This is a genomic window from Granulicella paludicola (assembly GCF_025685545.1).
Classification (GTDB): domain Bacteria; phylum Acidobacteriota; class Terriglobia; order Terriglobales; family Acidobacteriaceae; genus Granulicella; species Granulicella paludicola.
The window spans coordinates 1-20,279 of sequence record NZ_JAGSYC010000012.1 but is presented as its reverse complement, the minus strand read 5'-3'; the positions used below and the strand labels follow the sequence as shown (position 1 = coordinate 20,279).

General features: G+C 56.4%; 15 protein-coding genes. 7 read left to right on the top strand and 8 right to left on the bottom strand.

The genetic code is table 11. From position 1 onward, the window contains the following. From OHL14_RS00550 to OHL14_RS00540, 3 genes are all read right to left on the bottom strand, one after another. Positions 1-373, bottom strand: a 373-nt coding sequence (locus OHL14_RS00550; RefSeq protein WP_263377353.1) for a LacI family DNA-binding transcriptional regulator, incomplete at its 3' end; no start/stop codon positions are given. A gap of 33 nt (positions 374-406) precedes the next feature. After that, the gene (locus OHL14_RS00545; protein ID WP_263377352.1) at positions 407-1,792 is read right to left on the bottom strand and encodes a cytochrome P450; all 1,386 of its coding nucleotides are present in this window, start codon (positions 1,790-1,792) and stop codon (positions 407-409) included. A 118-nt stretch (positions 1,793-1,910) separates the two neighbouring features. Beyond that, positions 1,911-3,068, bottom strand: coding sequence for a fatty acid desaturase family protein (locus OHL14_RS00540; protein WP_263377351.1), 1,158 nt, complete (start codon positions 3,066-3,068; stop codon positions 1,911-1,913). Between the two features lie 371 nt (positions 3,069-3,439). Here OHL14_RS00540 and OHL14_RS00535 point away from each other — a divergent pair, with 371 nt between their 5' ends. Then, positions 3,440-6,736, top strand: a complete 3,297-nt coding sequence (locus tag OHL14_RS00535) for a fatty acyl-AMP ligase (protein WP_263377350.1) — start codon at positions 3,440-3,442, stop codon at positions 6,734-6,736. Between the two features lie 4 nt (positions 6,737-6,740). Here the strand turns inward: OHL14_RS00535 and OHL14_RS00530 are convergent, their stop codons facing one another. Beyond that, complete coding sequence (locus tag OHL14_RS00530; RefSeq protein WP_263377349.1) at positions 6,741-7,547, bottom strand: hypothetical protein; 807 nt, start codon at positions 7,545-7,547, stop codon at positions 6,741-6,743. A 148-nt stretch (positions 7,548-7,695) separates the two neighbouring features. On the opposite strand from OHL14_RS00530, the gene OHL14_RS00525 reads away from it, so the two are divergent. The 3 genes from OHL14_RS00525 to OHL14_RS00515 all read left to right on the top strand — a co-directional run bounded on the left by OHL14_RS00525 (position 7,696) and on the right by OHL14_RS00515 (position 13,386). Continuing rightward, the gene (locus OHL14_RS00525) at positions 7,696-9,918 is read left to right on the top strand and encodes an MMPL family transporter (RefSeq protein WP_263377348.1); all 2,223 of its coding nucleotides are present in this window, start codon (positions 7,696-7,698) and stop codon (positions 9,916-9,918) included. A 60-nt stretch (positions 9,919-9,978) separates the two neighbouring features. Then, entirely contained in the window at positions 9,979-11,979 is a 2,001-nt protein-coding gene (locus tag OHL14_RS00520; protein ID WP_263377347.1) for a tetratricopeptide repeat protein, read from the top strand. A gap of 201 nt (positions 11,980-12,180) precedes the next feature. Next, the gene (locus OHL14_RS00515; RefSeq protein ID WP_263377346.1) at positions 12,181-13,386 is read left to right on the top strand and encodes a tyrosine-type recombinase/integrase; all 1,206 of its coding nucleotides are present in this window, start codon (positions 12,181-12,183) and stop codon (positions 13,384-13,386) included. A 339-nt stretch (positions 13,387-13,725) separates the two neighbouring features. Here OHL14_RS00515 and OHL14_RS00510 read toward each other — a convergent pair whose 3' ends face one another. After that, on the bottom strand, positions 13,726-14,010 hold the full coding sequence (locus OHL14_RS00510) for a hypothetical protein (RefSeq protein ID WP_263377345.1): 285 nt from the start codon (positions 14,008-14,010) through the stop codon (positions 13,726-13,728). A 560-nt stretch (positions 14,011-14,570) separates the two neighbouring features. Between OHL14_RS00510 and OHL14_RS00505 the strand changes: the two genes are divergently transcribed. The 3 genes from OHL14_RS00505 to OHL14_RS00495 all read left to right on the top strand — a co-directional run bounded on the left by OHL14_RS00505 (position 14,571) and on the right by OHL14_RS00495 (position 17,320). Then, the gene (locus tag OHL14_RS00505; RefSeq protein WP_263377344.1) at positions 14,571-15,371 is read left to right on the top strand and encodes a GAF domain-containing protein; all 801 of its coding nucleotides are present in this window, start codon (positions 14,571-14,573) and stop codon (positions 15,369-15,371) included. A 304-nt stretch (positions 15,372-15,675) separates the two neighbouring features. Next, positions 15,676-16,833, top strand: coding sequence for a hypothetical protein (locus OHL14_RS00500; RefSeq protein WP_263377343.1), 1,158 nt, complete (start codon positions 15,676-15,678; stop codon positions 16,831-16,833). A gap of 208 nt (positions 16,834-17,041) precedes the next feature. Continuing rightward, the gene (locus tag OHL14_RS00495) at positions 17,042-17,320 is read left to right on the top strand and encodes a hypothetical protein (RefSeq protein ID WP_263377342.1); all 279 of its coding nucleotides are present in this window, start codon (positions 17,042-17,044) and stop codon (positions 17,318-17,320) included. Positions 17,321-18,611: 1,291 nt separating this feature from the next. Here the strand turns inward: OHL14_RS00495 and OHL14_RS00490 are convergent. The 3 genes from OHL14_RS00490 to OHL14_RS00480 are packed head-to-tail and all read right to left on the bottom strand — an operon-like array spanning position 18,612 to position 20,178. Continuing rightward, positions 18,612-19,106, bottom strand: coding sequence for a Rid family hydrolase (locus OHL14_RS00490; protein ID WP_263377341.1), 495 nt, complete (start codon positions 19,104-19,106; stop codon positions 18,612-18,614). A 49-nt stretch (positions 19,107-19,155) separates the two neighbouring features. Further along, positions 19,156-19,695 carry a lipocalin-like domain-containing protein gene (locus OHL14_RS00485; RefSeq protein ID WP_263377340.1) on the bottom strand — a complete coding sequence of 180 codons (540 nt, stop codon included), beginning with the start codon at positions 19,693-19,695 and terminating at the stop codon, positions 19,156-19,158. Between the two features lie 24 nt (positions 19,696-19,719). Then, the gene (locus tag OHL14_RS00480; protein WP_263377339.1) at positions 19,720-20,178 is read right to left on the bottom strand and encodes a lipocalin-like domain-containing protein; all 459 of its coding nucleotides are present in this window, start codon (positions 20,176-20,178) and stop codon (positions 19,720-19,722) included. Positions 20,179-20,279: the final 101 nt, after the last annotated feature.

Here is a 20,279-nt window from a genome sequence, read left to right as displayed (position 1 = left end):
GGCCATCCACACGATGCCGCATCAGCATGTTCACGGCGGCGAGCTCTTCTTTCGGATCATTCTGCGTCGTCAGCACGATCAGAACGCTGTCATGCGTGCGCACGATCGCCTGCGCGGCTTCGGCGCAACTGGAAAAAAAGGGATCGGCGATGCTCGGGATCACGAGTCCGATGGCGCGGGTACGATCGCCCTTCAGAATGCGCGCAGCCTGGCTTGGCATATAGCCAAGCGTCTCAATAGCACGCTGCACGCGCGCCAACGTCTTCGGGTCAACGCTTTGACCTCCGTTGATCACCCGAGAGACCGTCGTCGTGCCAACTCCGGCAGACTTCGCCACCTCACTCAACGTTGCGTGTTTACTTCGTGTCTTCATTTTGCCCAATTCGCAAGAACGAAGGTGCTCAGCTTAAGCCACCGGGACTTCTGACAGTTGTCGGTCAGTTGCCTTCACCTTAGTGAAGGCCATGCGAATGCCGTTCTTGGGGCGCAATATCACCATGGGGCGCGCCTCGATCGACTGCCCTGGAGTCAGGTCGAACTCATAGTTCCGCAGCAAATTACTCAGAATCATCAACATCTGCAGCATGGCAAAGTGGTTTCCTATGCATACGCGCGGCCCTCCACCGAAGGGCAGATAAGTAAAGGGTGTCCGCAGCTTTTCGCTGCCTTTCACAAAGCGTTCGGGGTCGAAGCTTTCCGGGTTCTTCCAATGGTTGCGCGCGTGATGGGCTCCGTACACATGGACGATGACCGTCGAGCCCGCAGGAATCTCGACGTCGCCCACGCGGTCGTCGGCCACGGCCAAACGGTCAATCATCCAGAACGGAGGATACAGCCGCAGACCCTCCTGAATGACCTGCGTGGTGAACTCGAGTTTTGGCATATCCATAGGCCCGAGCGGATGATCGCCCAGCACTGAGTCGAACTCCTGGCGTACGCGTTCAAGGCATCCGGGGTTCGATCTCAAAAGATAGAGCAGCCAGGAAAGGCCGTTCGAGGAGGTCTCATGACCCGCGACCAGCAGCTGCATACTCTCGCTCAGCACCAACTCATCGCTCATGCCTTCGCCATCGCTATAGCGCGCATCCATCATGGTTTGCAACAGGTCTGTCCCCGGCTCTCCACTGTTGCGACGCTGCTGGATATAGGACATCAGCACGCCGTCGGCCTGCGCGCGCATCTCCTCGTGCCGTCGCAGCTCACCGGATACCGCGAACCAGGGATTTAGATATGGCTGCAGCGTCTGGCGAACGATGAACTCCTGCACAGTGCAGATTGTATGGCTAACCAGCTCGATATCTTCGTCCTTCAATCGCGCACCAAACAGTGATCGCGCAACCATCGAGAAAGTCATCTTCATCAGCTGAGGATAGATGTCTACCGGGCCGTTCGCAATCTCCTGATCGAACCGCTGCATCGACTCCGCCAGCGAGTCCTGCATGATCACAGAGAGTGCATCGAGCTGCCTGCGATCAAAACCTTTTTGGATCAGTCGCCGCTGCGTGCGCCACGGCTCGCCATGCGTGGTGAGCAGCCCTTTGCCCAGGAAGTGCCCCATCCGCTTCACCTGGATGTCGGACTTCTGGTAGTTCTCCGCATTAGTCTTCAGCACATGCTGGATCACCTCTGGGTTCGTCGTAACGATGGCTTCCTTCAGCCCGCCAATGTAGAACCGGAAGGTGTCACCAAAGTCTTCGTTGTACTTCGATAGGACCTCTACCGGGTTGCGCACCATGGCAAGTGAATCGGCCAGGGAGCGATAGCGGGAGACGGTAGGAACAGGCAGTGACAACGTGGAAACCTCGCTGCTCTTCGCAGGGCGTTGAACTATATGGAGTTACAGATGAGCCTAGAGAATTGGTCAACCAAGCACGGCTCTGTTTTTAATACAAAATACGTATTGAAAAGAATCAGTCTGCGGTTCCCAACTGCTTCAAAAGTATCAGGTGGTGCCAGATCGCCTTTGTCATTGTGGGGTGCTGTCGGTACGGAACTCCGAACTCTGCGGCGGTCTCCTCCACGATGCGCGTCAGTGGTGCGTAGTGGGTATGGCAGACGAACGGGCAGAGGTGATGCACAATGTGGTGATTCAAGCCACCGGTGAGCCAGCTGACAACAGGGTTGGCCGTGGCATAGTCCGCGGTGGTAGCGAAGATATGGTACACGCCGTTGTCGAACTCACCCCGGCCTGCAGGAAAGTAGGTGCTATCGATGGTGTGGGTCGTCTGGAAGACGAGCGCTACGCTCAGGCCTACGATCATGTGCACCAACAAAAAGGAGCCGATCACCAGCAGCGGTGCTCGATGAAGCAGGAAGATCGGCAGAATGAGCATATACGTCAAGTAAAAGGCCTTGCTCGCAAAGAGGATCACATATTCGCGCGCCGGATGCTTCGTACGTTCGATGTAATCGTGGGCAGGGCGGAAGAAGCACTCGAAGTCGCGGACGAACACGTAGTCGAGTGAGAAGACGGCATACAACGCGAGGGCGTAGACATGCTGAAACCGCTGCAGACTGGTGCGCGGCTCGTACGGTGTAAACCGGAGCAGACCGCGCCCCGTCAAAGCATCGTCTTCCCCATGTACGTTGACACAGGAGTGATGTCCGCGATGATGCAGAATACGCCACATGTACGAGTTGATGCCGCACAAATCAAACGCGTAGTTCAAGGTCTTATTAACGATCGACCGCGAAGAGATGGCATTGTGATTGCTGTCATGCGCAATGTTCAGCAGGAGAAAGGTTTGCGCAAGCCCGCTAAGAATATAGAGTGCCATGAACGCCCACGAGTTCAGTTTGAAAGCGTAGATCGCCGTCCAACTGCCGGCCAGCACCACCAAACCGATCCCGATCTTCGACCACATCATGCCGTCGGCTTTGGGAGACGTCTGCGTTGCAGCAAAAAAACTGTCCAAACGGCTGCGCAGCACCTTGGGAAAGGACGCTAGATCGATCGGGGCTCCGCTCTGCAGTCGCACCACTGCCTCGGACGGAACAAGGTCCTCACTGTCCGTATGCAAAATACCGCCTGCCTGTACGTCGATCGCCGCGTTCACTTCAGATATCATTCGTCTCCGCCTGGGTCCCTGGAAATCGCTGCGTAGAACCGTTGGCGACCCTTCAGGAGCGTCCAACAGCCGACGAGTTGTGCCCAATCACAGGAGTGGACGCCTAATGGTAACGCGAAGGGTCACAGCGAACAAGAACGCCCTCGATCAAACGGCCTGACTATCGTAGTCGAAGAGATTAAGGCGGGATGAACGCAGGCTTTGATAGCATGACGACACAGGTCTTGCAGAATCTCTCGCATGAGCCCCAACTCAGGCTGTCATTTGCGGCCTGTGATCGATCTATATTTTTACCTTGTCGCACGCAAAGATATGCGTCTACGGCGAGTTTCTTGTTTCTATTCAACCTTGGAAGGTGTTGTTCTTAACTTATGGCGTCGATTTTAGACCGGTTGGATAGTCTGGCAGCGGAGCATCCTGAGAAGCTCCTGTTTTCGTACCTCGACCTGAATGGCAGCCCGCTGGAGAGCTACACCTACGCCTCCTTCGTGCAGCGTACCAAGGCGATCGCCGGGCATCTTCTCAAGGAAGAACGTTTTGCGCCGCAGAGTCGGCTACTGCTTGCGTATCCGGCAGGACTGGAGATGATCTGCGCCTTCTTCGGCTGCGTGCGCGCCGGGCTCATCCCTGTGCCGGTATATCCGCCCAGCTCTCGCGGTTTCCAGAGTGCGCTTTATAAGATGGTCCACATCTCCAAGGATTGTCAGGCGAGCGGCGTGCTCACCAGCAACGATTATCACGCCTCCCTGAAGACCAACCTCGCTCGCAGCGGCGTCACCACCTCCGGCGCGGACGTCGATTACATCTCCGGTATGCCCTGGTTGCCCACCGAGAACTTTACGGATCAGGTCTGGTCCGAGCCGTTCGACAGCACCTCCGACACCCTTTTTCTTCAGTACACCTCGGGATCCACCATGGAGCCCAAGGGCGTCGTCGTGACACACAAGAACATCCTCGACACCTGCCCCCTGGTGATCGACCACGAATCTCCGGTCGTCGTGTCGTGGCTTCCCCAGTATCACGATATGGGCTTAATCGGCTGTTACCTGTACCCCACGCTGCGTGGAGGAACCACCTACGGCTTCTCACCGACGGACTTCATTCAGCGCCCGATTCTGTGGTTCGAGACGATGTCCAAGTATCACGCTACAGCGACGGCAGCGCCTAACTTTGCCTACAACTACTGCCTGCGGGCGGGACGCATAGCGAAGGAGAGCATGGAGGGCTGTGATCTCAGCTCTCTCAAGGTACTGATGTGCGCCGCCGAGCCGGTCAACGCCGAAACCTTTACACGATTCCTCGAAGCCTTCCAGCCTTACGGTCTCAAGGCCGAGGCCTTCTATGCTGCTTACGGCCTGGCCGAAAACACCCTGGCCGTCTCGCTCGGCGGACGGAACATCATCTCCGCCAATAAGCACGCGCTCACGCTGGGCAAGGTTCGGCTCACCACCGAGGTCTCCGAGATCACTTCGGCCACACAGATCGTCAGCTGCGGAACTCCACTGACCGGGATAGACGTCAAAATCGTCGATCCCGAGCGCCACATCGCCCTGCAGGAGGACCAGATCGGCGAGATCTGGATCGCTGGCAGCGGTCGATGCAAGGGTTACTGGAACAACCCGGAGCTCACGCTGAAGCAATTCCACGCCCGCTTGGTGGATGACAGTCCCTTCGACGACGGCCATCTTCGTACCGGCGATATGGGCTTCTTTCACAAGGGTGAACTTTTCGTCTGCGGGCGCATCAAGGACATGATCATCCTGCGCGGGCAGAACTACTACCCGCAGGACATCGAAAGCGTCGTCGAGCGGTCCTCGAACCTGCTTCGCGCACACTGCGTTGCCGCCTTCCAGATCAACGAGGACACCGAGCCTGCACTCGCGATCGTAGCGGAGGTCCGTAACCCGAATGTTCTTCCCGAAGCGCGCAAGATTGCAGCCGCAGTGCGGAGCTTCCTCAATGTTGAAGTTGCTCTGATCTCTTTCATCGCGCCGCGCGCCATCCCCCGGACAAGCTCCGGCAAGATCATGCGCCACAAGACGAAGCAGATGTGGCTCGAAAATCAGTTCAGCGTACTCTCCGAGTTCTCACGCGAGAAGGATGCCGGTGTGCAGGAGCCAACGGCTGGGGTGCAGACGGCCTTCGACGAACTCAAAGCCCGGTATAACCTGACCGGCAAGGAGACCTACAACCTCATCGAAGCAGGTCTCGATTCGCTGGATCTTGTGGTCTTCATGCACGAGTTGAAGGAACTGCTGAAGGACAATGGTGCGGAGATGCTGTCCCGTCAGGTCGATATCGGCGTCATTCAACGCGTCAGCGTAGCCGAACTCTTCCAGCTCGCGGAGCAACTGCAGAGTGCTCCGGAAGAGGCGTTGGCTATGTTCCGTACTTCGCTCGCTGCCTTCCGCGAGGAGCAGAGTCGTGCCGAAAAAGAGATGATGAGTAGCGACCGGACGCTGGTCTTCGAACCTCAGACGCCCGGGCCGTTGCCAGAGATTCCGGTCATGGAGCAGGTACTCCTGACTGGCGGTACGGGCTTCATCGGACCGTTCCTCATCAAGAGCCTGCTGGAACAGACCCATGCGAAGATTCACGTGCTCGTCAGGGCCTCAGATGAAGAGCAGGGCCTGCAGAGACTCCAGGCTGCGATGGAGTCCATGGGTGCCTATACGCCTGAATTGATGGAGATGTTTGAAGCTCGTGTGGTGCCCGTTTGTGGCGACCTTGGGCAGGCGAACCTCGGTCTCAGTGCTGAAACATGGAAGTTCCTTGCGGATGAGATGGACACGGTGTTCCATAACGGCGCCACCGTGAACTATCTCTTCAATTACGACCGCATGCGCGAACCGAATGTGATGGGTACGAACGAGACGCTGCGGCTCGCCTTTGAAGGCCGCCCCAAGGAGTTCAACTACGTCTCGACAACCTTTGTCTTCGGCTGGGCAGTCAAGAGCGTTCTGTGGGAGACCGACTTCAATCAGGATATGGAACTGCTCGACTTCGGCTACAGCCAGACAAAGTGGGTTGCGGAGCAGGTCGTCGCCGATGCGCGCAGTAAGGGCCTTTCGACGCGCATCTACAGACCTGCCCTGGTCAGCCCCTCGGTCACGGGCGGAGGTAACAACTTTGATATCGCCGTTCGCCTTGTGGCTTTTATGGTGAACCACGGCATCGGCGTTGACACGCTCAACCAGGTCAGCTTCGTCCCCGCAGACATCGTGGCGAACAACATCGTCGCCATCTCCAGCACACCCGGGACCGCGAACAAGACCTATCACATCGTGCGCGACGACTATTCGAATATGCTCGACATCACCGACCTCATCACGGCTTCAACAGGGCGGCAGTTCGAGATCTTCAATATCAATGACTTCGTGCCCGAACTCATCCGTCGCTGCCGCAAAGAGGACCTGCTGTTTCCGCTATTGGATTTCCTTGTCAGCTCGGTGGAGAACATCTCTGCTATGGAGTTCAAACGCTACGACAACTCCACTTACCAGGAGGCACGCGATGCCTCCGTGTGGGGCAAACCTGATCCTTCGCTTGAAGACACCGTCAACGGCATCCTCAAGTTCATGCACCGCAAGGGAATCATTTCCGTGGCTCCTCGCACGGTGCATGCCCCGGTCGCGATCGCTGAAGTAACTGCAGTAGCGGACGCTTAGTCCGCTACTGCTTCGTAAACGTGAGCTTTTCCATCAGGCGCTGACCAGACTCCAGAGTTCCAGAACTGGTTAGCGTCAACTGCTTGCCATCGGCAGAGACAATCCATCTGTCTCTCTGCGTTATCTGATCGCCACGGCGGTACACAGCATCGACCGTGTGCGCATCGACCGCCTGCAATTGCACGGTATCGTTGCGCGAGTTCTTCAGGTCGTACTGCTTGCCATCGAAGTGAGCGGTGTAGCTGAAGTCCCCGGCGAAATGAACGCCGTCCCTGCCCACAGGATCGATCTTCAAGGTCATCCCTTGCTTCATGCGGCTCTTGCCAAGATCCTCGCTCCACTCTCCCGAGAACGGATCATGGGGCACCTTGGCTCCGCCGGTCCTTATCCAGACCGTAACCTGGTCTGGCCGGCCCGTGGCCATAGTGGTTGTAGTCAACTCGTTCCCATCAGGCGAAATCTTGTCGCGGATAATCGCAACGACGGCCCCGTCCTTTTTCTCGGTGACCTCCACCTGCTTCTTATCGACCCGGCGAAGACGCACCTGATTGAACCCGGGAGTTCCGGCCAGCGGAGAATCGTGCCCATCCGATTTAGCTGTAAAGTCGAGATGATTTTCCCCAGACATCACAACATGGACCCCGTCGTCCTTCGAAGAGACAATTACGAGCTTGTTCGCAGGCGTCAGCGACGACTGCGCGGCACTCAGCGTCCACGTACCCACACGAGGGTCAGCGCCTCCCTGTTGGAACCCGGTTCCCAGGCCAAGCATCACAAAAGCACCGATACGAATCAATCCACCAAAAGGCATAACACCATCCATTCCATACGTCAGATGCAGAGAGCAGCGCAGGCAACTATGCGGTCTCCAGGATTTTTTACTCTCCCATTTTGCCTTATCGCTAGCGCCTGAAAATCAATTGGTCGAGCGCAGGTTTTGGCTACACTGTTTGTGTGGGATGATGACTCTCATGTATCTGCGCCGTTTTTGGGCCGCTGCCATAGTTCTGGTCGCCGTTGCCGTGCTGTTTCCCTTCTCATTTCACTCTGAGCGCCATCTCGAGACGGCTACACGTGTCGAGGGCAGCGAAGCTGAGACGGTGGCGCGCGAGCTGTCTACGCGTTTCCACTCCCCTTTTGTGGACCGCGTGGTACTCGTCGCACAGGGTCTTCCTCCGGCCGACTCTGATGCGGGCGCTCAGGCGCTGACGACCATCGTCTCCGGCCTGAATGAGGAGTCCGGCGTCTCCGCTGTCGTCTCCTACCAGCAGCTGCGCGATCCCATCTTTCTGGGAAAAGGGGGTGGCACGTTTGTGCTGGTCGGCCTCAACTCCAGTAACGGTCCGGTCGAGTTCCTCGTCCCCGCGCTGCACGCTCGAGCCAATGCGCTCGCAGTTCAACTCCGCCCACTCTATCCGCAGGTAAAGCTTGAGCTCACTGGCGAGATCCCTCTCAACTTCGACATCCGCAAAGCAAGCGCCGACGATGTGCGCCGCGGCGAAACCCTGGTCATTCCAGCGACTCTCTTCCTGTTGCTCCTCGCCTTCGGCAGCCTCGTCGCCGCCATCATTCCTCTGGCAGTCGGCCAGCTCGCCATCGCTGCCACGCTCGCCATCGCAGGCTTTCTTGGGCAACGCTGGCACCTGTCCATCCTCGTACAGAACCTTGCGACAATGCTGGGCCTCGGCCTCGGCATCGACTACACACTGCTCATGGTGAGTCGCTTCCGTGAGGCCATCTCTGAGGGGCATGACGGCCCCGCAGCCTCCGCCATTGCCACACGGCACGCTGGCCGCACGCTGTTGGTCTCCGCCTCCACTGTCGCCATTGGTTTCCTCGCACTGCTCACCGTTCCCATTAGTGAGATCCGGTCCATCGGTGTCGCGGGCTTCCTCGTCTCTGGCATCAGCGTGCTGCTGGCCGTCACGGTTGTTCCGGCAGTGCTGGCGCTTCTTGGCCCTCGCATCAACGCCGGCAAAATGCCCTTCACCCCGCGCCTCGACTCTCAACGATCCGCGCACACCGGTAACCGCTGGAGGCGCTGGGGAGTTTTGATCGTCGCCCACCCGTGGCTCGCCATCTGTCTCGCAGGTACCCCGCTGCTGCTGCTGGCCTGGCAATCCGCCCATCTCGATACCAGTCTTCCCAAGGGCGACTGGCTGCCCCAGGCTGCAGAGTCAGTCCACGCCCTGCATACTCTGGAGCGGATGGACCGCGCCGGCGTAGTGCAGTCAATGCGCCTCATCGTCGAACTGCCGTCAGACTCCATCGCCCAGAGCGACAAGGGTTGGAACACCATCGACCAGCTCTCGAAGCGTCTGGCCAGCGACCCGCGCTGCGATCGCGTCATCTCCATCACCACCATCGCCGCCGGCAACCGCGACGCACTCAGCGATCTCTCACGCGAGACTCGCCGCACCTTCCTCAGCAGCGACGGCCAGGCTGCTCTCATCGAGGTGCTTCCGAAAACCTCCGTCTCCCTGCGCAGTCAGGTCGACTGGTTGCGAGATCTCCGCAAGATCGGCGGCCCGTCCCTCACTGGCGTTTCCAACGCGCAGCTACGTATAGGCGGCATCCCCGCGCTCAATGCCGACTATCAGACGATCGTGGAACATAGTCTCCGCTCCGTCACCGCCCTGGTTGTCATCGGCACGCTGCTTGCGCTGCTCGGCGGCTTCCGAGCCATCATCGTTGCGGTGAAGGCCATCCTGCTCAACCTGCTTTCTGTCGCCGCTGCCTTCGGAGCTCTTGTGCTCGTGTTTCAGGATGGCCACGGTATTCGGCTGCTCGGTGTCGGGGCTGCTACCGGCAGCATCTTTCCACTGGTGCCGATCGTGACCTTCGCGATCGTATTCGGCCTGAGCATGGACTACGAGGTGTTTCTGGTGGCCCGCGTACTTGAGGCGAGAAAGAGCGGCTTGAACGAACTCGATGCCATCCCGGAAGGCCTGGCCAAAACGGCTGGTCTCATCACCAGCGCGGCTGCCATCATGATTGCGGTCTTTGTGGCCTTCACCTTCGGCGACTTTCTCGTGGTGAAGATGATCGGTTTCACGCTGGCCATCGCCGTCTTCATCGATGCCACACTGGTCCGCATGGTGATTGGCCCTGCTCTGTTACGAATCGCTGGTGATTGGAACTGGTGGCCGGCTGGTCTACGAGTCTCGTCGAAGAGTCAGTAAGCGACCCCCGTGGTGTCGATCTGCCACCCCAACAGTGAACCGCTTGTTACCATGTGGGAGATGCCACCCGCCAAGCAGCAAAAGAAACAGGTCCCCGCCAAAGCAGGTGTCTTCGCCCCGCTGCATCTGGCGCTGGCCGCCTTTGCGCTCGCCGTATTCGTCGCTATCGGTTACTACAACAGCCTCGACAACGGCTTCGTATGGGACGATCACCAGCAGATCGTCATGAACCCGGCGCTCCGTCCTGTAACCCCGCTCACGCGTATCTTGACCTCCGACATCCGCTTCGCCCATCAGGATGCGGGCGTTCAAAACCTGACGTACCGACCGCTTCAGATGCTCACCTATCGCATCGTCGCCAACACCTTCGGTACTACGCCTGGCCCATTTCATCTTGTTAGCCTGCTGCTCGCTATCGCGTGTGCGCTCTCGGCTTTTGCTGTCTTTCGACTCCTCACCCGCAGCACCTTCACGGCCTTTGCCGCCGGAGCTCTCTTCGCCCTCTTTCCCCCGCACACGGAGGCTGTCGATTGGATTGCCGCCTCCCCTGACCTCGGCTGCGCCCTCTTCTTCCTCATCGCCTTCGCATTACTTCTCGCGCAGCGCAGGTCCAAGCCGCTCCGCCAATCAGCGTGGCTCCTACCAGCCCTGGCCCTCGTGTCGTTTGCGCTCTCGCTTCTATGGAAAGAATCCGCCGCCGTCTTGCCTCTTTTAATCACCGTCTACGTCCTTGTAGTGGAGAGGAAAGGCTTCCGCGCCGCGCTCACGGCGAGTGCCGCCTACTGGGCCGTGCTCGGGCTCTATCTCGTTGTTCGCTTCAGTGTGCTTGGCGGATTCGCAACCGGCGTCCGCGACTGGGCGCTTACGCCACTCCAGTTCTCGCTCACCATCGCTGACCTGATCTTTGCATACTGGCAGAAGCTGGCATGGCCGTTCGAGCTCAACGCCTATCACGTTCTCTCGCCCGTCCGCTCAGTAACCGACCCGCGCGCACTGGCAGCCATTGTCTTCCTTCTCGCGGCCTTCGCCGGTCTCATCTACCTCGTACGCCGAGTTCCCCTGACTGCCTTTGGTGCGCTCTGGGTCTGCATTACGTTACTGCCTGCGCTCGATCTCTATGCCCTCGGCCGCAATGCCTTCGCGGAACGCTATCTATATGTTCCGTCTGTTGGCTTCTGCCTGCTGGTTGTGCTCGCAGCAACGCGCCTTCTGCAACGCGCTCCGTCGAAGTTGAGGAAGCCCTTCGCCGTCGCCCTTCTCGCGATTGCCGTCGGAACCTTCGCCATCGTCACCCTGCAGCGTAATCCCGACTGGAAAGATGACAGGACCCTGTTCACGGCGACGCTACTTCGTTCACCGAATGCGCCCTTTGTACACGACATGGTCGCCTCTGTTGAAAGTAACGACTCGCCAGGCTCAGCCAGCGCGGAACAGCACTATCTGCAGGCCATCACCCTTGCTCAGCAGCAGACGCCGCCCGACCGGCTTGACCTGGCAGCAGCATACAAGGGTCTGGCCTCGCTCTACGCCGACCGCTCCGACACGCAGCAGGCGCTGGCAATGATCGCGCGCGCTCGAACGACAGCCCCTACAGACCCGGAGACCGACGCCGAACAAGCATTTCTCCTAGTACGCGTTGGCCGTTGGGACGAAGCTGAGCCCCTGCTCGATAAGGCCATCGCCGCCCAGCCCGAAAACGAGAACGTTCTCTCCACCTTGGGTCTCGTCGCATGGCAGCATCATCACGATGCCAGTCGGGCCATCGAGTTCTTTGCGAAGGCGCTGGCCGCGCATCCAGATAAGGACGGTTTCAGCGCCTCCGTTCACAACAATCTCGGCGGCGTCTTCGGAGAGCAGCGGAACCTTCCGTCAGCGATTGAGCAGTACAAACTGGCGATCACTAACGCACCCTTGGATCCGGAGTATCACGTTAATCTCGCAAACGTGCTCGGCGCAGCGGGACTGTACGACGAGGCGAAAACGGAAGCGGAGACGGCTCTAAGCATCGCGCCCAACGACCCCGGAGCGCGTGAGGTGTTACAAAATCTGGCAACTCGGTAAGCCGCAGACCCGAATACCGGAGCAGTGAAGTTTAGGAGAGGACGTCTCGCAAATACATAACAAATATGGCTCCTGAGGTAGGACTCGAACCTACAACCCTTCGGTTAACAGGGGCATTTCCCACATTGCAAGAGGTTGCAATCCTCTGCACGCGTGTTGATTGTAAAAGACTTATTGAGATGACCTCCGCAGTCTCTTGCAATGAAACGCAAGAATTCTCAATCCGAACAGCCATCAAAACAGCCACCACTACCCACCTTCGGTGTCATTATTAAGGAACAGGATGTTGAAGGAAAGGGCCCCATGGCAAACGCATCGAGCAAGAAACCGAAGCCGATTAAGGGAGTATATGAGCATCCCGTCGATAGCGGAATCTGGTGGATCAACTACTACGTGGAAGGTAGAAGACACCGCGAAAAAGTTGGCCGCCGCTCCGATGCGGTCACGCTGTATCAGAAGCGGAAAACCGATGCCCGCATGGGAGTCAAGTTGCCAGAGATACGGTCACGACGGGCCGTCCTCTTTGAGGAAATTGCCGAAGACGCTCTCGTCTACTCCAAAGAGCACAAGGCGTCATACCCTGGCGATCGCTCCACCATCGGAAAGTTGCTTCCCGTCTTCGGGAAGACACCCGTAACGGAAATCACCCCACAGTCGATCAAAGCCTATCTTGATACGCGGGACGACCTGACCAAGACAACAATCAACCGGTATCGCGGTACGCTGTCGATGATCTTTCAGGAGGCGATCCGGAATGGAAAGGTAGAGCACAATCCCGCTCGCCTCGTTCGCCTGCACCGCGAAGATAACGGCCGAGTACGTTTCGTCACGTACGAAGAAGAGGCTTTGATTCGGCGGATCGTTCGCGAGCGGTGCCCTGTTCACGAGTCTGAACTCACACTGGCTCTTGAAACCGGAATGCGTCGGGGCGAGCAGTATTCTTTGGAGTGGGACCGCGTCGATTTGGATCGCCGCCAGTTGCTCCTTCTCCGGACGAAGAACGGGACGGCTAGAGTGGTCATCCTCACGGCCTCTGCGGTGAAAGCTCTTGAAGAACTGCGGACAAGGCGCAATCCTGACTGGAAACAAGTTTGCCTCACCCGATACGGGGAGCCGATGGTCTCTCCACGAGCGTGGTTTGAACTTGTGATGGAAGAAGCCATCAAGAGGAATCCGGCTCTGCACGATGTGACCTGGCACATCTTCCGTCACACGTACATCTCTCGATTAGTGATGGCAGGAGTTGATCTACGGACAGTTCAAGAGTTGGCAGGCCATAAGGACATCAAAATGACTACCCGCTACGCTCATCTTGCTCCCTCTCACAAACTCGCGGCTGTTGATCGACTCGCTGAATACAGGAGGATGCAAGAATTGGGTGAAACGACTCAAGTTGCACTCTCTTGAACCGTCACCGCGCTTACTTGCGCTTGACGCCAAACTAGTGGAACCATGAATGCTCAAGTGCGGCCCGAGTGCTTCCACACGCGCCCTGCGGTAGTTGTCCAACCCAATACAGGTATGCCGTGACGTTGACCGTTGCGGCTGGCGTTGACCTCAGTACGATCTCCGTTGAGTGCTCAGCCTCGTGCGAGAGCGCCACCGGCACGGATGCGAACTGCTCTTTGCGAGTCTACGAGATTTACGTGCAGAACTAAGCGGCAGAAAGAACTCCCCAACAGTGTCCTACCCCTCAGTCAGAGACACATGAATACGAACGTCATACACCACCGGATCGGCCCCACCCTAACCGCAGTCCACACATCCCATCACATGCTCGCAGTAAGCCTTCCAGCCCATTGTCCGAACCACGGTGGGAGGCGGGTCGATGAATCTGCGCTGTCTGGCGATTTCGAAGGCTGAGGGATAACGGCGAGCCATCTCAAAGAGCATCTTCATCCCCACCGGGCAGGCGGGCATCTCGTCTGGAAGTCGATTACTGTCAAGGAAGTCGCGCAGAAAGACAGCAGTCGCTGCCTGCTGGGACTGCTCCTTTGGATCAGGTATCGGGATGATTTCGCGATCTGTCATCGATTATGAGATGCCAGAAGCCGAAAATAGTCGAACTTGCCGAGAACGCCCCTTTTATCGATAAAGCTATGTCGTTCATTGGTCCTATAGGTGAAGTAAATCTGTTTTCAATGACACTCAATCCGTGCATGACCTTCCATACATCTACAGACGCCAGAGTAGTATCGTATGACGAAATGGGGCGTTGCATGAACCACATTGATGACTTGAAACATGCGATCAGAGAATCGCACGGAGCGTTCGCAACCCATGTGTCGAGCGTGCCGGTAAGGTCTCTGCTCAGAGACGGTAGGATCTGGGATGGCTTTGTAGAAGTCTTTATGGTGTCTAAACATCCGAAAGCGCGAACCGCCTACGCATGGATGGATCAGTGGCAGACCTCACGTAAACCTGTCACCGTTTTGCATCTGCCGCCAATAGACTCTCCCGAAACAGCAGTGCGAGCCGCATACGGGGAGAGGGTACCCGACAAGTCGAACTAATCTCCGCCTACCCTTGTCTAATTGTGAGCAGCGTTGGGAACAGTGCTGCCTAATACGGCATAGGATAATCTGTACACGGTGACAGATCTTTTAGACGGCTTCTCGGAAAGCGGTTTGCAGGTCGTAGACATCGCGGGAGATGCCGAGTTCGCGAGCCGACGCCTGCATTCTCGTAACGGCTCCATGCAGATGGAAGCCATGAGTAGGCTGGCACTTGCCTTTGTGGAACATCCCGAGACAATTCTTCAGGAGTTGGTAAATGCTGCTGTTCAGCTCTGCGGAGCCGATAGCGCCGGTATCAGCATCGAGCGAGAAGATAAGACAGACGAAGTCTTCTACAAATGGATTGCCACTGCAGGTGTTTACTCCAGTTTTATAGACGCATCCCTTCCAAAACATCCTAGTGCTTGCACGTTGTGCCTTGAGCGATCAGCACCTCAACACTTCCGCGTCTCAAAGCGTTTCTTTGACATTCTCGGTGTGGAAGCCGAATTGGTAAAAGATGGTCTCCTTCTGCCTTGGGAAGTGGATGAGATGCGGGGGACGATCTTTGTTATTTCGCATGACAGGACGGAAGCTTTCGACTCCGAGGATTTACACCTCATGCAGGTTCTAGCCGGTTTCGCTGCTATGGGAGTTCGACACAGCCGTCAGCGTGAAGCACTTCTGCAGAAGGAGCGAGAGGTTGCTGCTGCGGCTATGGCGAACGATCTTGCTCATCAGATCAACAACCCGCTACAGAGCCTGACGAACATCTTGTTTCTTGCAGAGTCGAGCGGAGGGGGCAGGGATGCGAAAGAACTGGCGTCACATATGTCTAAAGACTTTCAAAGATTGTGCGTTCTCGTAGAGAAGTTACTGTCGCTGCCGAAGCCATAGAGCTGCAACGTCGCTTCATTGCCCCGCCGCCAACGCTAAGGTGGATCGGAGTTCAGTTTGAACCGTCGGTCAGGTATAGCGAGCGCAAATCCCTAAGAACGCGAAGAGAACTGCCGCCATGCGCACGGAAAGAGGATTCCGATGTTAGCGTGTCTCCCCATGAAGGTATTCTGGGAGACCCACGCCCGCAAGGTCGCATTATCGGCAACTACACTGAACTTGCCGATCACGCCGTCTTTCGATAGGCGCCAACATGGTGGTCAATAGTCGCGACTCGATCTATTCTGATTATGAGAGATCAGTGATGACGTTACTTCAACTGCAAGCACGTCTTCGTCTTTGCCATGCAGGCACCTGTTTTTTGTGTTTTATCTTCCTTGGTGCTTCGAGCCTGAAATGTCAGTCATCTCAGCAGACCAGTTCGCATGCCAACGTCACCGGCAGGGTAATCCTTGTCGACACCCGACAACCCGCACGTGCAGCAAAGGTAACGCTGATTCCAGTCGCGGTGGGCGAGCGTAAGTCTGAGCCAAGCATCGAAAAGACGACCCTCTCGCGGCTGGATGGAGCGTTCCTATTCAAGAACGTCCCGTATGGCGACTACTATCTTGCAGCAGAAGTATCTGGGTATGTAGAAGAAAGCGCAGTGATTAGCGAAAGTGTCCGCAGAGGTGGGGGAGTACTCAAGACACTTGATTCACTTCCTCATATGCACGTCACGGAAGCGGGCGCAGACGTTCAAATTGGCTTGCAGAAAGGTGCGAGTTTCACTGGAACGGTCTCGTGGGAGGACGGCTCTCCAGCCTCAGCTACAACAGTCGAAGCCATCGTTGTCTCTGATTCTCGCGTCCCTGACTTTTCGGTCGATCCAGCTCAACCTGGTTTTGGTGCCTTGCTCGCTGCTAATGGGACGTTGCCGATAGCAAAGGTGCAGACGGATGATCGCGGTCGCTTCCGATTGACCGGACTTCCCCCGGGCGGCTACATCGTTAAAGCGACGAAAGGTATCCCCCTAGAAGGCGAAATGATGGGGAGCTACCCTTTGCAGTCATTTGAGGATAAAAAGATCCGCGAGAGCGAAGCGCCAGTCCGCAAGCTATCTTCCGGAGAAGAACGCGATGGTTTGGAAATAGTGCTTTCCGTAGATGGACTCCACTCAGTCTCTGGACAAGTGAGCGCGGCGGGAGGATTGGTTCATTCGGGCGAGGTTCGGCTTAAAGACAAAATTGACGGCAACATCCAACCCGTTGGACAGATCCAATCGGATGGGACGTTCAGTATCTACTACGTCCCGTCCGGTAGGTACGATATCGTTGTCACAGCCAGTTCGCAAGCCTCGCAGGCCACACGCTGCTGCACTTACACGCCCACCGACGCGACCTTGGAGCAGACTCTTACTGTGACTGATAGAGATGTTGCGGGCCTCAACCTAATCGCACCACGCCTCATCCCACACCAGTAGAAACGCACATTCGATCGATCCTCCGATCGTGTCCTAAAGGGTGACAGTGTTGCGTCGACCCGTTGAGACCGCCCCGTTTTGAGGGACCTTGGGCGGGATCAAGCAAGCGCCTGTTCCTCTATGACTTGGCTAACCCCCGGATCGCCAGTATGGCGATCGGCACCTCTCACGGCATGTGATGAGGCTGGAGACTGCATCCAATGCAAACATGGACGTTCGCCTCATCATCAATCAAGATCCTGACGAGCACTATCAAGCTTTCGTTATATCTCTCGAATCAGCAGTCGGATGGAGTAAGACGTACGCTACCAAGACGGAATGCTTAGCTGAACTTTGTCTACTGGGTGTACTCACTCTGAGCGAAGAGCAAGACCTCATGGAGATAGATTTTGATGAGGACAGGATGATCGTCAATCACGCTGCCGTTGATCTGCGAGAGCTCGTCGAATCTGGGTATGAGGTCATCACGTTGGACAGGGCGAATTGACCGTTTTCTTCACACTTCTTCCCACGTGCGTACGGTACGCCACCAGACGATAAAAGCAGCAGTTAGCCGAAGCCTTTTAGGTTGGGAAGATCTTTGAAGAACAATTCGCCTTTGCGGGTCTATGGGATGCATGGAAGGAACCAACGCCCTAGCGAGTCTAGCAACCAGGCGGCACAGCGAGGTGTCCGTCCTCAGAGCATTCTGCACGTTATCGCACCAGAAGAAGCATTTCCGTTTTTAGCGGACGGCTCTGCCGTTGCTTTTGTAGTGAAGGCGGGTGCTTTGCGTGTCGCGCGGAACGGAGTAACCATACGCCCACTCAACGAGGCAGGTCTAAGACTGAAAACATGCCTGGTATGCCGTGCTAATGATGGGTCGAAGATTGCCAGCGAATTCGTTCGCGCGTATTTGCGCAAGATGCCTGACAAGAAGAAACATCAACAAGTGCCACTACCCATTTCAGCGTAGTGCAATTCGTCGGCTGAAGTCGGCTTCTTGCGAGGCACCTGGTCGATGACTTGTATTTCAATCTGACCTGACCAATCGCAATTGGGGCAGGACACGATTCCAGTAGTGATGGCTCTCAGATCCAGCTCGGCGAGATTGATTACGTGTCCGCAATTTGGACAGACGTGAACGCTCTCCCACGATTGCGCGTCTTGATCATTTGCGAAAACAGAACCCATGACTCTCCGAAGCGGCTGACTCATCAAACTTTGATAAAGCGTGGTGAAACATACTTTGATTCTGTCGTGCCAACCCACAATTCCAGTTTTGCAAATGCGCACTTGCAGACGTCAGGGAGGAGCATCAAGGAAGTGAACGTATAACGATGACCTTCTCCGCGCCGCGACGAATCACCAGATACCAGTTCATTGCAGGCCCCTGAACGTTCGTGCACCTCGTCTGGAACCGTCTCGATTGTCAGCAACTATTCCCAGCGAGCTAAAGCCATCTGCAACCGCCTTTTGAGCTACGGGGATTGCAGCGGATTGGACTTCGAGGCAGAGGTCAACACTATTTAGGCTCAAGATTTTAGCTTTGAGACGAGTAATGCGTGTGCAGGGGCCTTCCACTTGAAACTTGGTCCAGATCACGTTCTCTAGCCGAATAGAAATGAAATTCAAAGGCGGTAGCCCCTGCTGATCAAACAGGCTAAAGAGACGCGACTGGAAGCGCTGGTTTGAGGGGCCAATACATACCATCGTTGTCCGTGTCACCTGAGTTCCTTTCGCACCTTTTCCTGGAATCCACTAATGCGACTCACGGGTGACCATCGGCACCTCCACTTTCACCGCGCCGCAATAACCTCGATCTCGACCAGAGACCAAGGGTGAGCCAGCGCCGCGACCTGTACCGTAGCGCGCGCGGGCTTGAGCCTCTGAGAAGAATTTCCGAAGAAGTTCGCATAGCCCTCTTGGAATCCTGCAAAGTCCATCGCTCCGCCTTGTGTTGGCACTCCAACAAGATAGACACGCATCGAAACAACATCTTTCAGCGCAAGATTCTGCGCCTTCAAGATGTCGTCGATTTTATGAAAGATACTGATTGTCTGAGTCTTCGTATCGCCGTAGGCAGGCTCTCCGTGAGGAGAGCCTGTTGCCTCGGCAATCGGCGATGCCGTCTGACCGCTGACAAAGAGGAGGCCTTTGGTCCACACAGCCGTTGCGATCGGTGCGGCATCAGTCTGTATGTGCTGAACTGACGACGTGTTCTGCGCAGTCAGGTATGGATAACCTGAGCATGCGATTGTCGTGGCAAGAATGACGACGCTTGATTTCTTCATGATCCCTCGAATCGAGCTGTTCAACAGGCTGGAAAGCTGCGTGGCGGTGCTACTGGACCCGGTGCCACGCAGAGATCGGAACCTTACCGTCAGGAGTTGCCGGGACATGCCATTCCAAGTCATCTCCCTTCAGGGTGAAGGGGCGCGTCTGGCTTGCTCCTACCCAATTGACGAAAGATGCGCCATCAATCTTGAACGTGATCGTGCCTTTCTCCCCATCAACCGTGTAGTGTCCGAAGTGGCAACTCGCCCCGACAGATGCGTCTCTGTATTCTTCTGGAGATCCTTTTTTCTTATCACCCGCGGCGAACTTCGCTCTCTCTGCACTGTAGATTTGGAGCGCATATCGCCCGTCAGCCTCGAAGATCAAGAGACCGGAGGGATTCGAACCGTATGCGTGGACCCTCGTGCCATCCGGCAGCAAATCGTCCGCCGCGCTAAGAGTCCATGTTCCAACAAGTGATGAGGCCGTTACTGATGATGTCGTCATAGTAGTTTGTGCCTTAAGGTTTTGGGTTGGATTCAAAATCGCTGCACTCACAAGAACGGTGCTAAGAGCCATAACGGCTGACCTTACAATCGCTTTCATTTACGGGCTCCTTCGTGTTGTTTGCTATTTGTCGATCCGGCTTTCACCAACGGAATACCGTTCATGAATCGGGCGTGTTCGATTTGTGCAGTCTCTTGCGGCTTGGTCCGTTATGACTTCCGTCTGCGGTGTACTGCGCCTCCATACCGCCTCAACGTCAAGGCCTTTGGAATTGCCGTCTGTAGGAAGAGTGACCGTGAATATTAGTTGGCCGTCGCGAACGACGAAAGGTGTGTGAAGATCTTCTCCGTTCCATGTCGGCACGGAAGAGCGAATGACGCGCAAATGTAAGTTGGTCCCATCGATGTGAACCTGTCCGAAGTGTGCGTAGCTTTCGAACGCCACATTTGCAAGATCGCCTCCACTTGGGGTCAGCCTTCCTCCTAACGAACCAGGCAAGCGCTGCAAGAGAATCAATTGCAATGTGTAGTTTCCACTCGGGTTGATGGATAAGAGTCTGGCCTGCCCGAGCTTTTGAACCATCTTGCGTGTTAGTGTAGCGCAGCTATCTCTGTGTTCAGATAACCGCCATTAGGGGTGTGGGGAGGCGGGATGAGCGTAGCGATTCCCGCCTCCCCACACCC

Coding starts and splice junctions, on each gene's coding strand:
- OHL14_RS00500 (WP_263377343.1), top strand. CDS start 15,676: ATGACGTTACTTCAACTGCAAGCACGTCTTCGTCTTTGCCATGCAGGC.
- OHL14_RS00530 (WP_263377349.1), bottom strand. CDS start 7,547: ATGCCTTTTGGTGGATTGATTCGTATCGGTGCTTTTGTGATGCTTGGC.
- OHL14_RS00485 (WP_263377340.1), bottom strand. CDS start 19,695: ATGAAAGCGATTGTAAGGTCAGCCGTTATGGCTCTTAGCACCGTTCTT.
- OHL14_RS00480 (WP_263377339.1), bottom strand. CDS start 20,178: ATGGTTCAAAAGCTCGGGCAGGCCAGACTCTTATCCATCAACCCGAGT.
- OHL14_RS00525 (WP_263377348.1), top strand. CDS start 7,696: ATGATGACTCTCATGTATCTGCGCCGTTTTTGGGCCGCTGCCATAGTT.
- OHL14_RS00515 (WP_263377346.1), top strand. CDS start 12,181: ATGAAACGCAAGAATTCTCAATCCGAACAGCCATCAAAACAGCCACCA.
- OHL14_RS00535 (WP_263377350.1), top strand. CDS start 3,440: ATGGCGTCGATTTTAGACCGGTTGGATAGTCTGGCAGCGGAGCATCCT.
- OHL14_RS00495 (WP_263377342.1), top strand. CDS start 17,042: ATGGACGTTCGCCTCATCATCAATCAAGATCCTGACGAGCACTATCAA.
- OHL14_RS00520 (WP_263377347.1), top strand. CDS start 9,979: ATGCCACCCGCCAAGCAGCAAAAGAAACAGGTCCCCGCCAAAGCAGGT.
- OHL14_RS00510 (WP_263377345.1), bottom strand. CDS start 14,010: ATGACAGATCGCGAAATCATCCCGATACCTGATCCAAAGGAGCAGTCC.
- OHL14_RS00490 (WP_263377341.1), bottom strand. CDS start 19,106: ATGAAGAAATCAAGCGTCGTCATTCTTGCCACGACAATCGCATGCTCA.
- OHL14_RS00540 (WP_263377351.1), bottom strand. CDS start 3,068: ATGATATCTGAAGTGAACGCGGCGATCGACGTACAGGCAGGCGGTATT.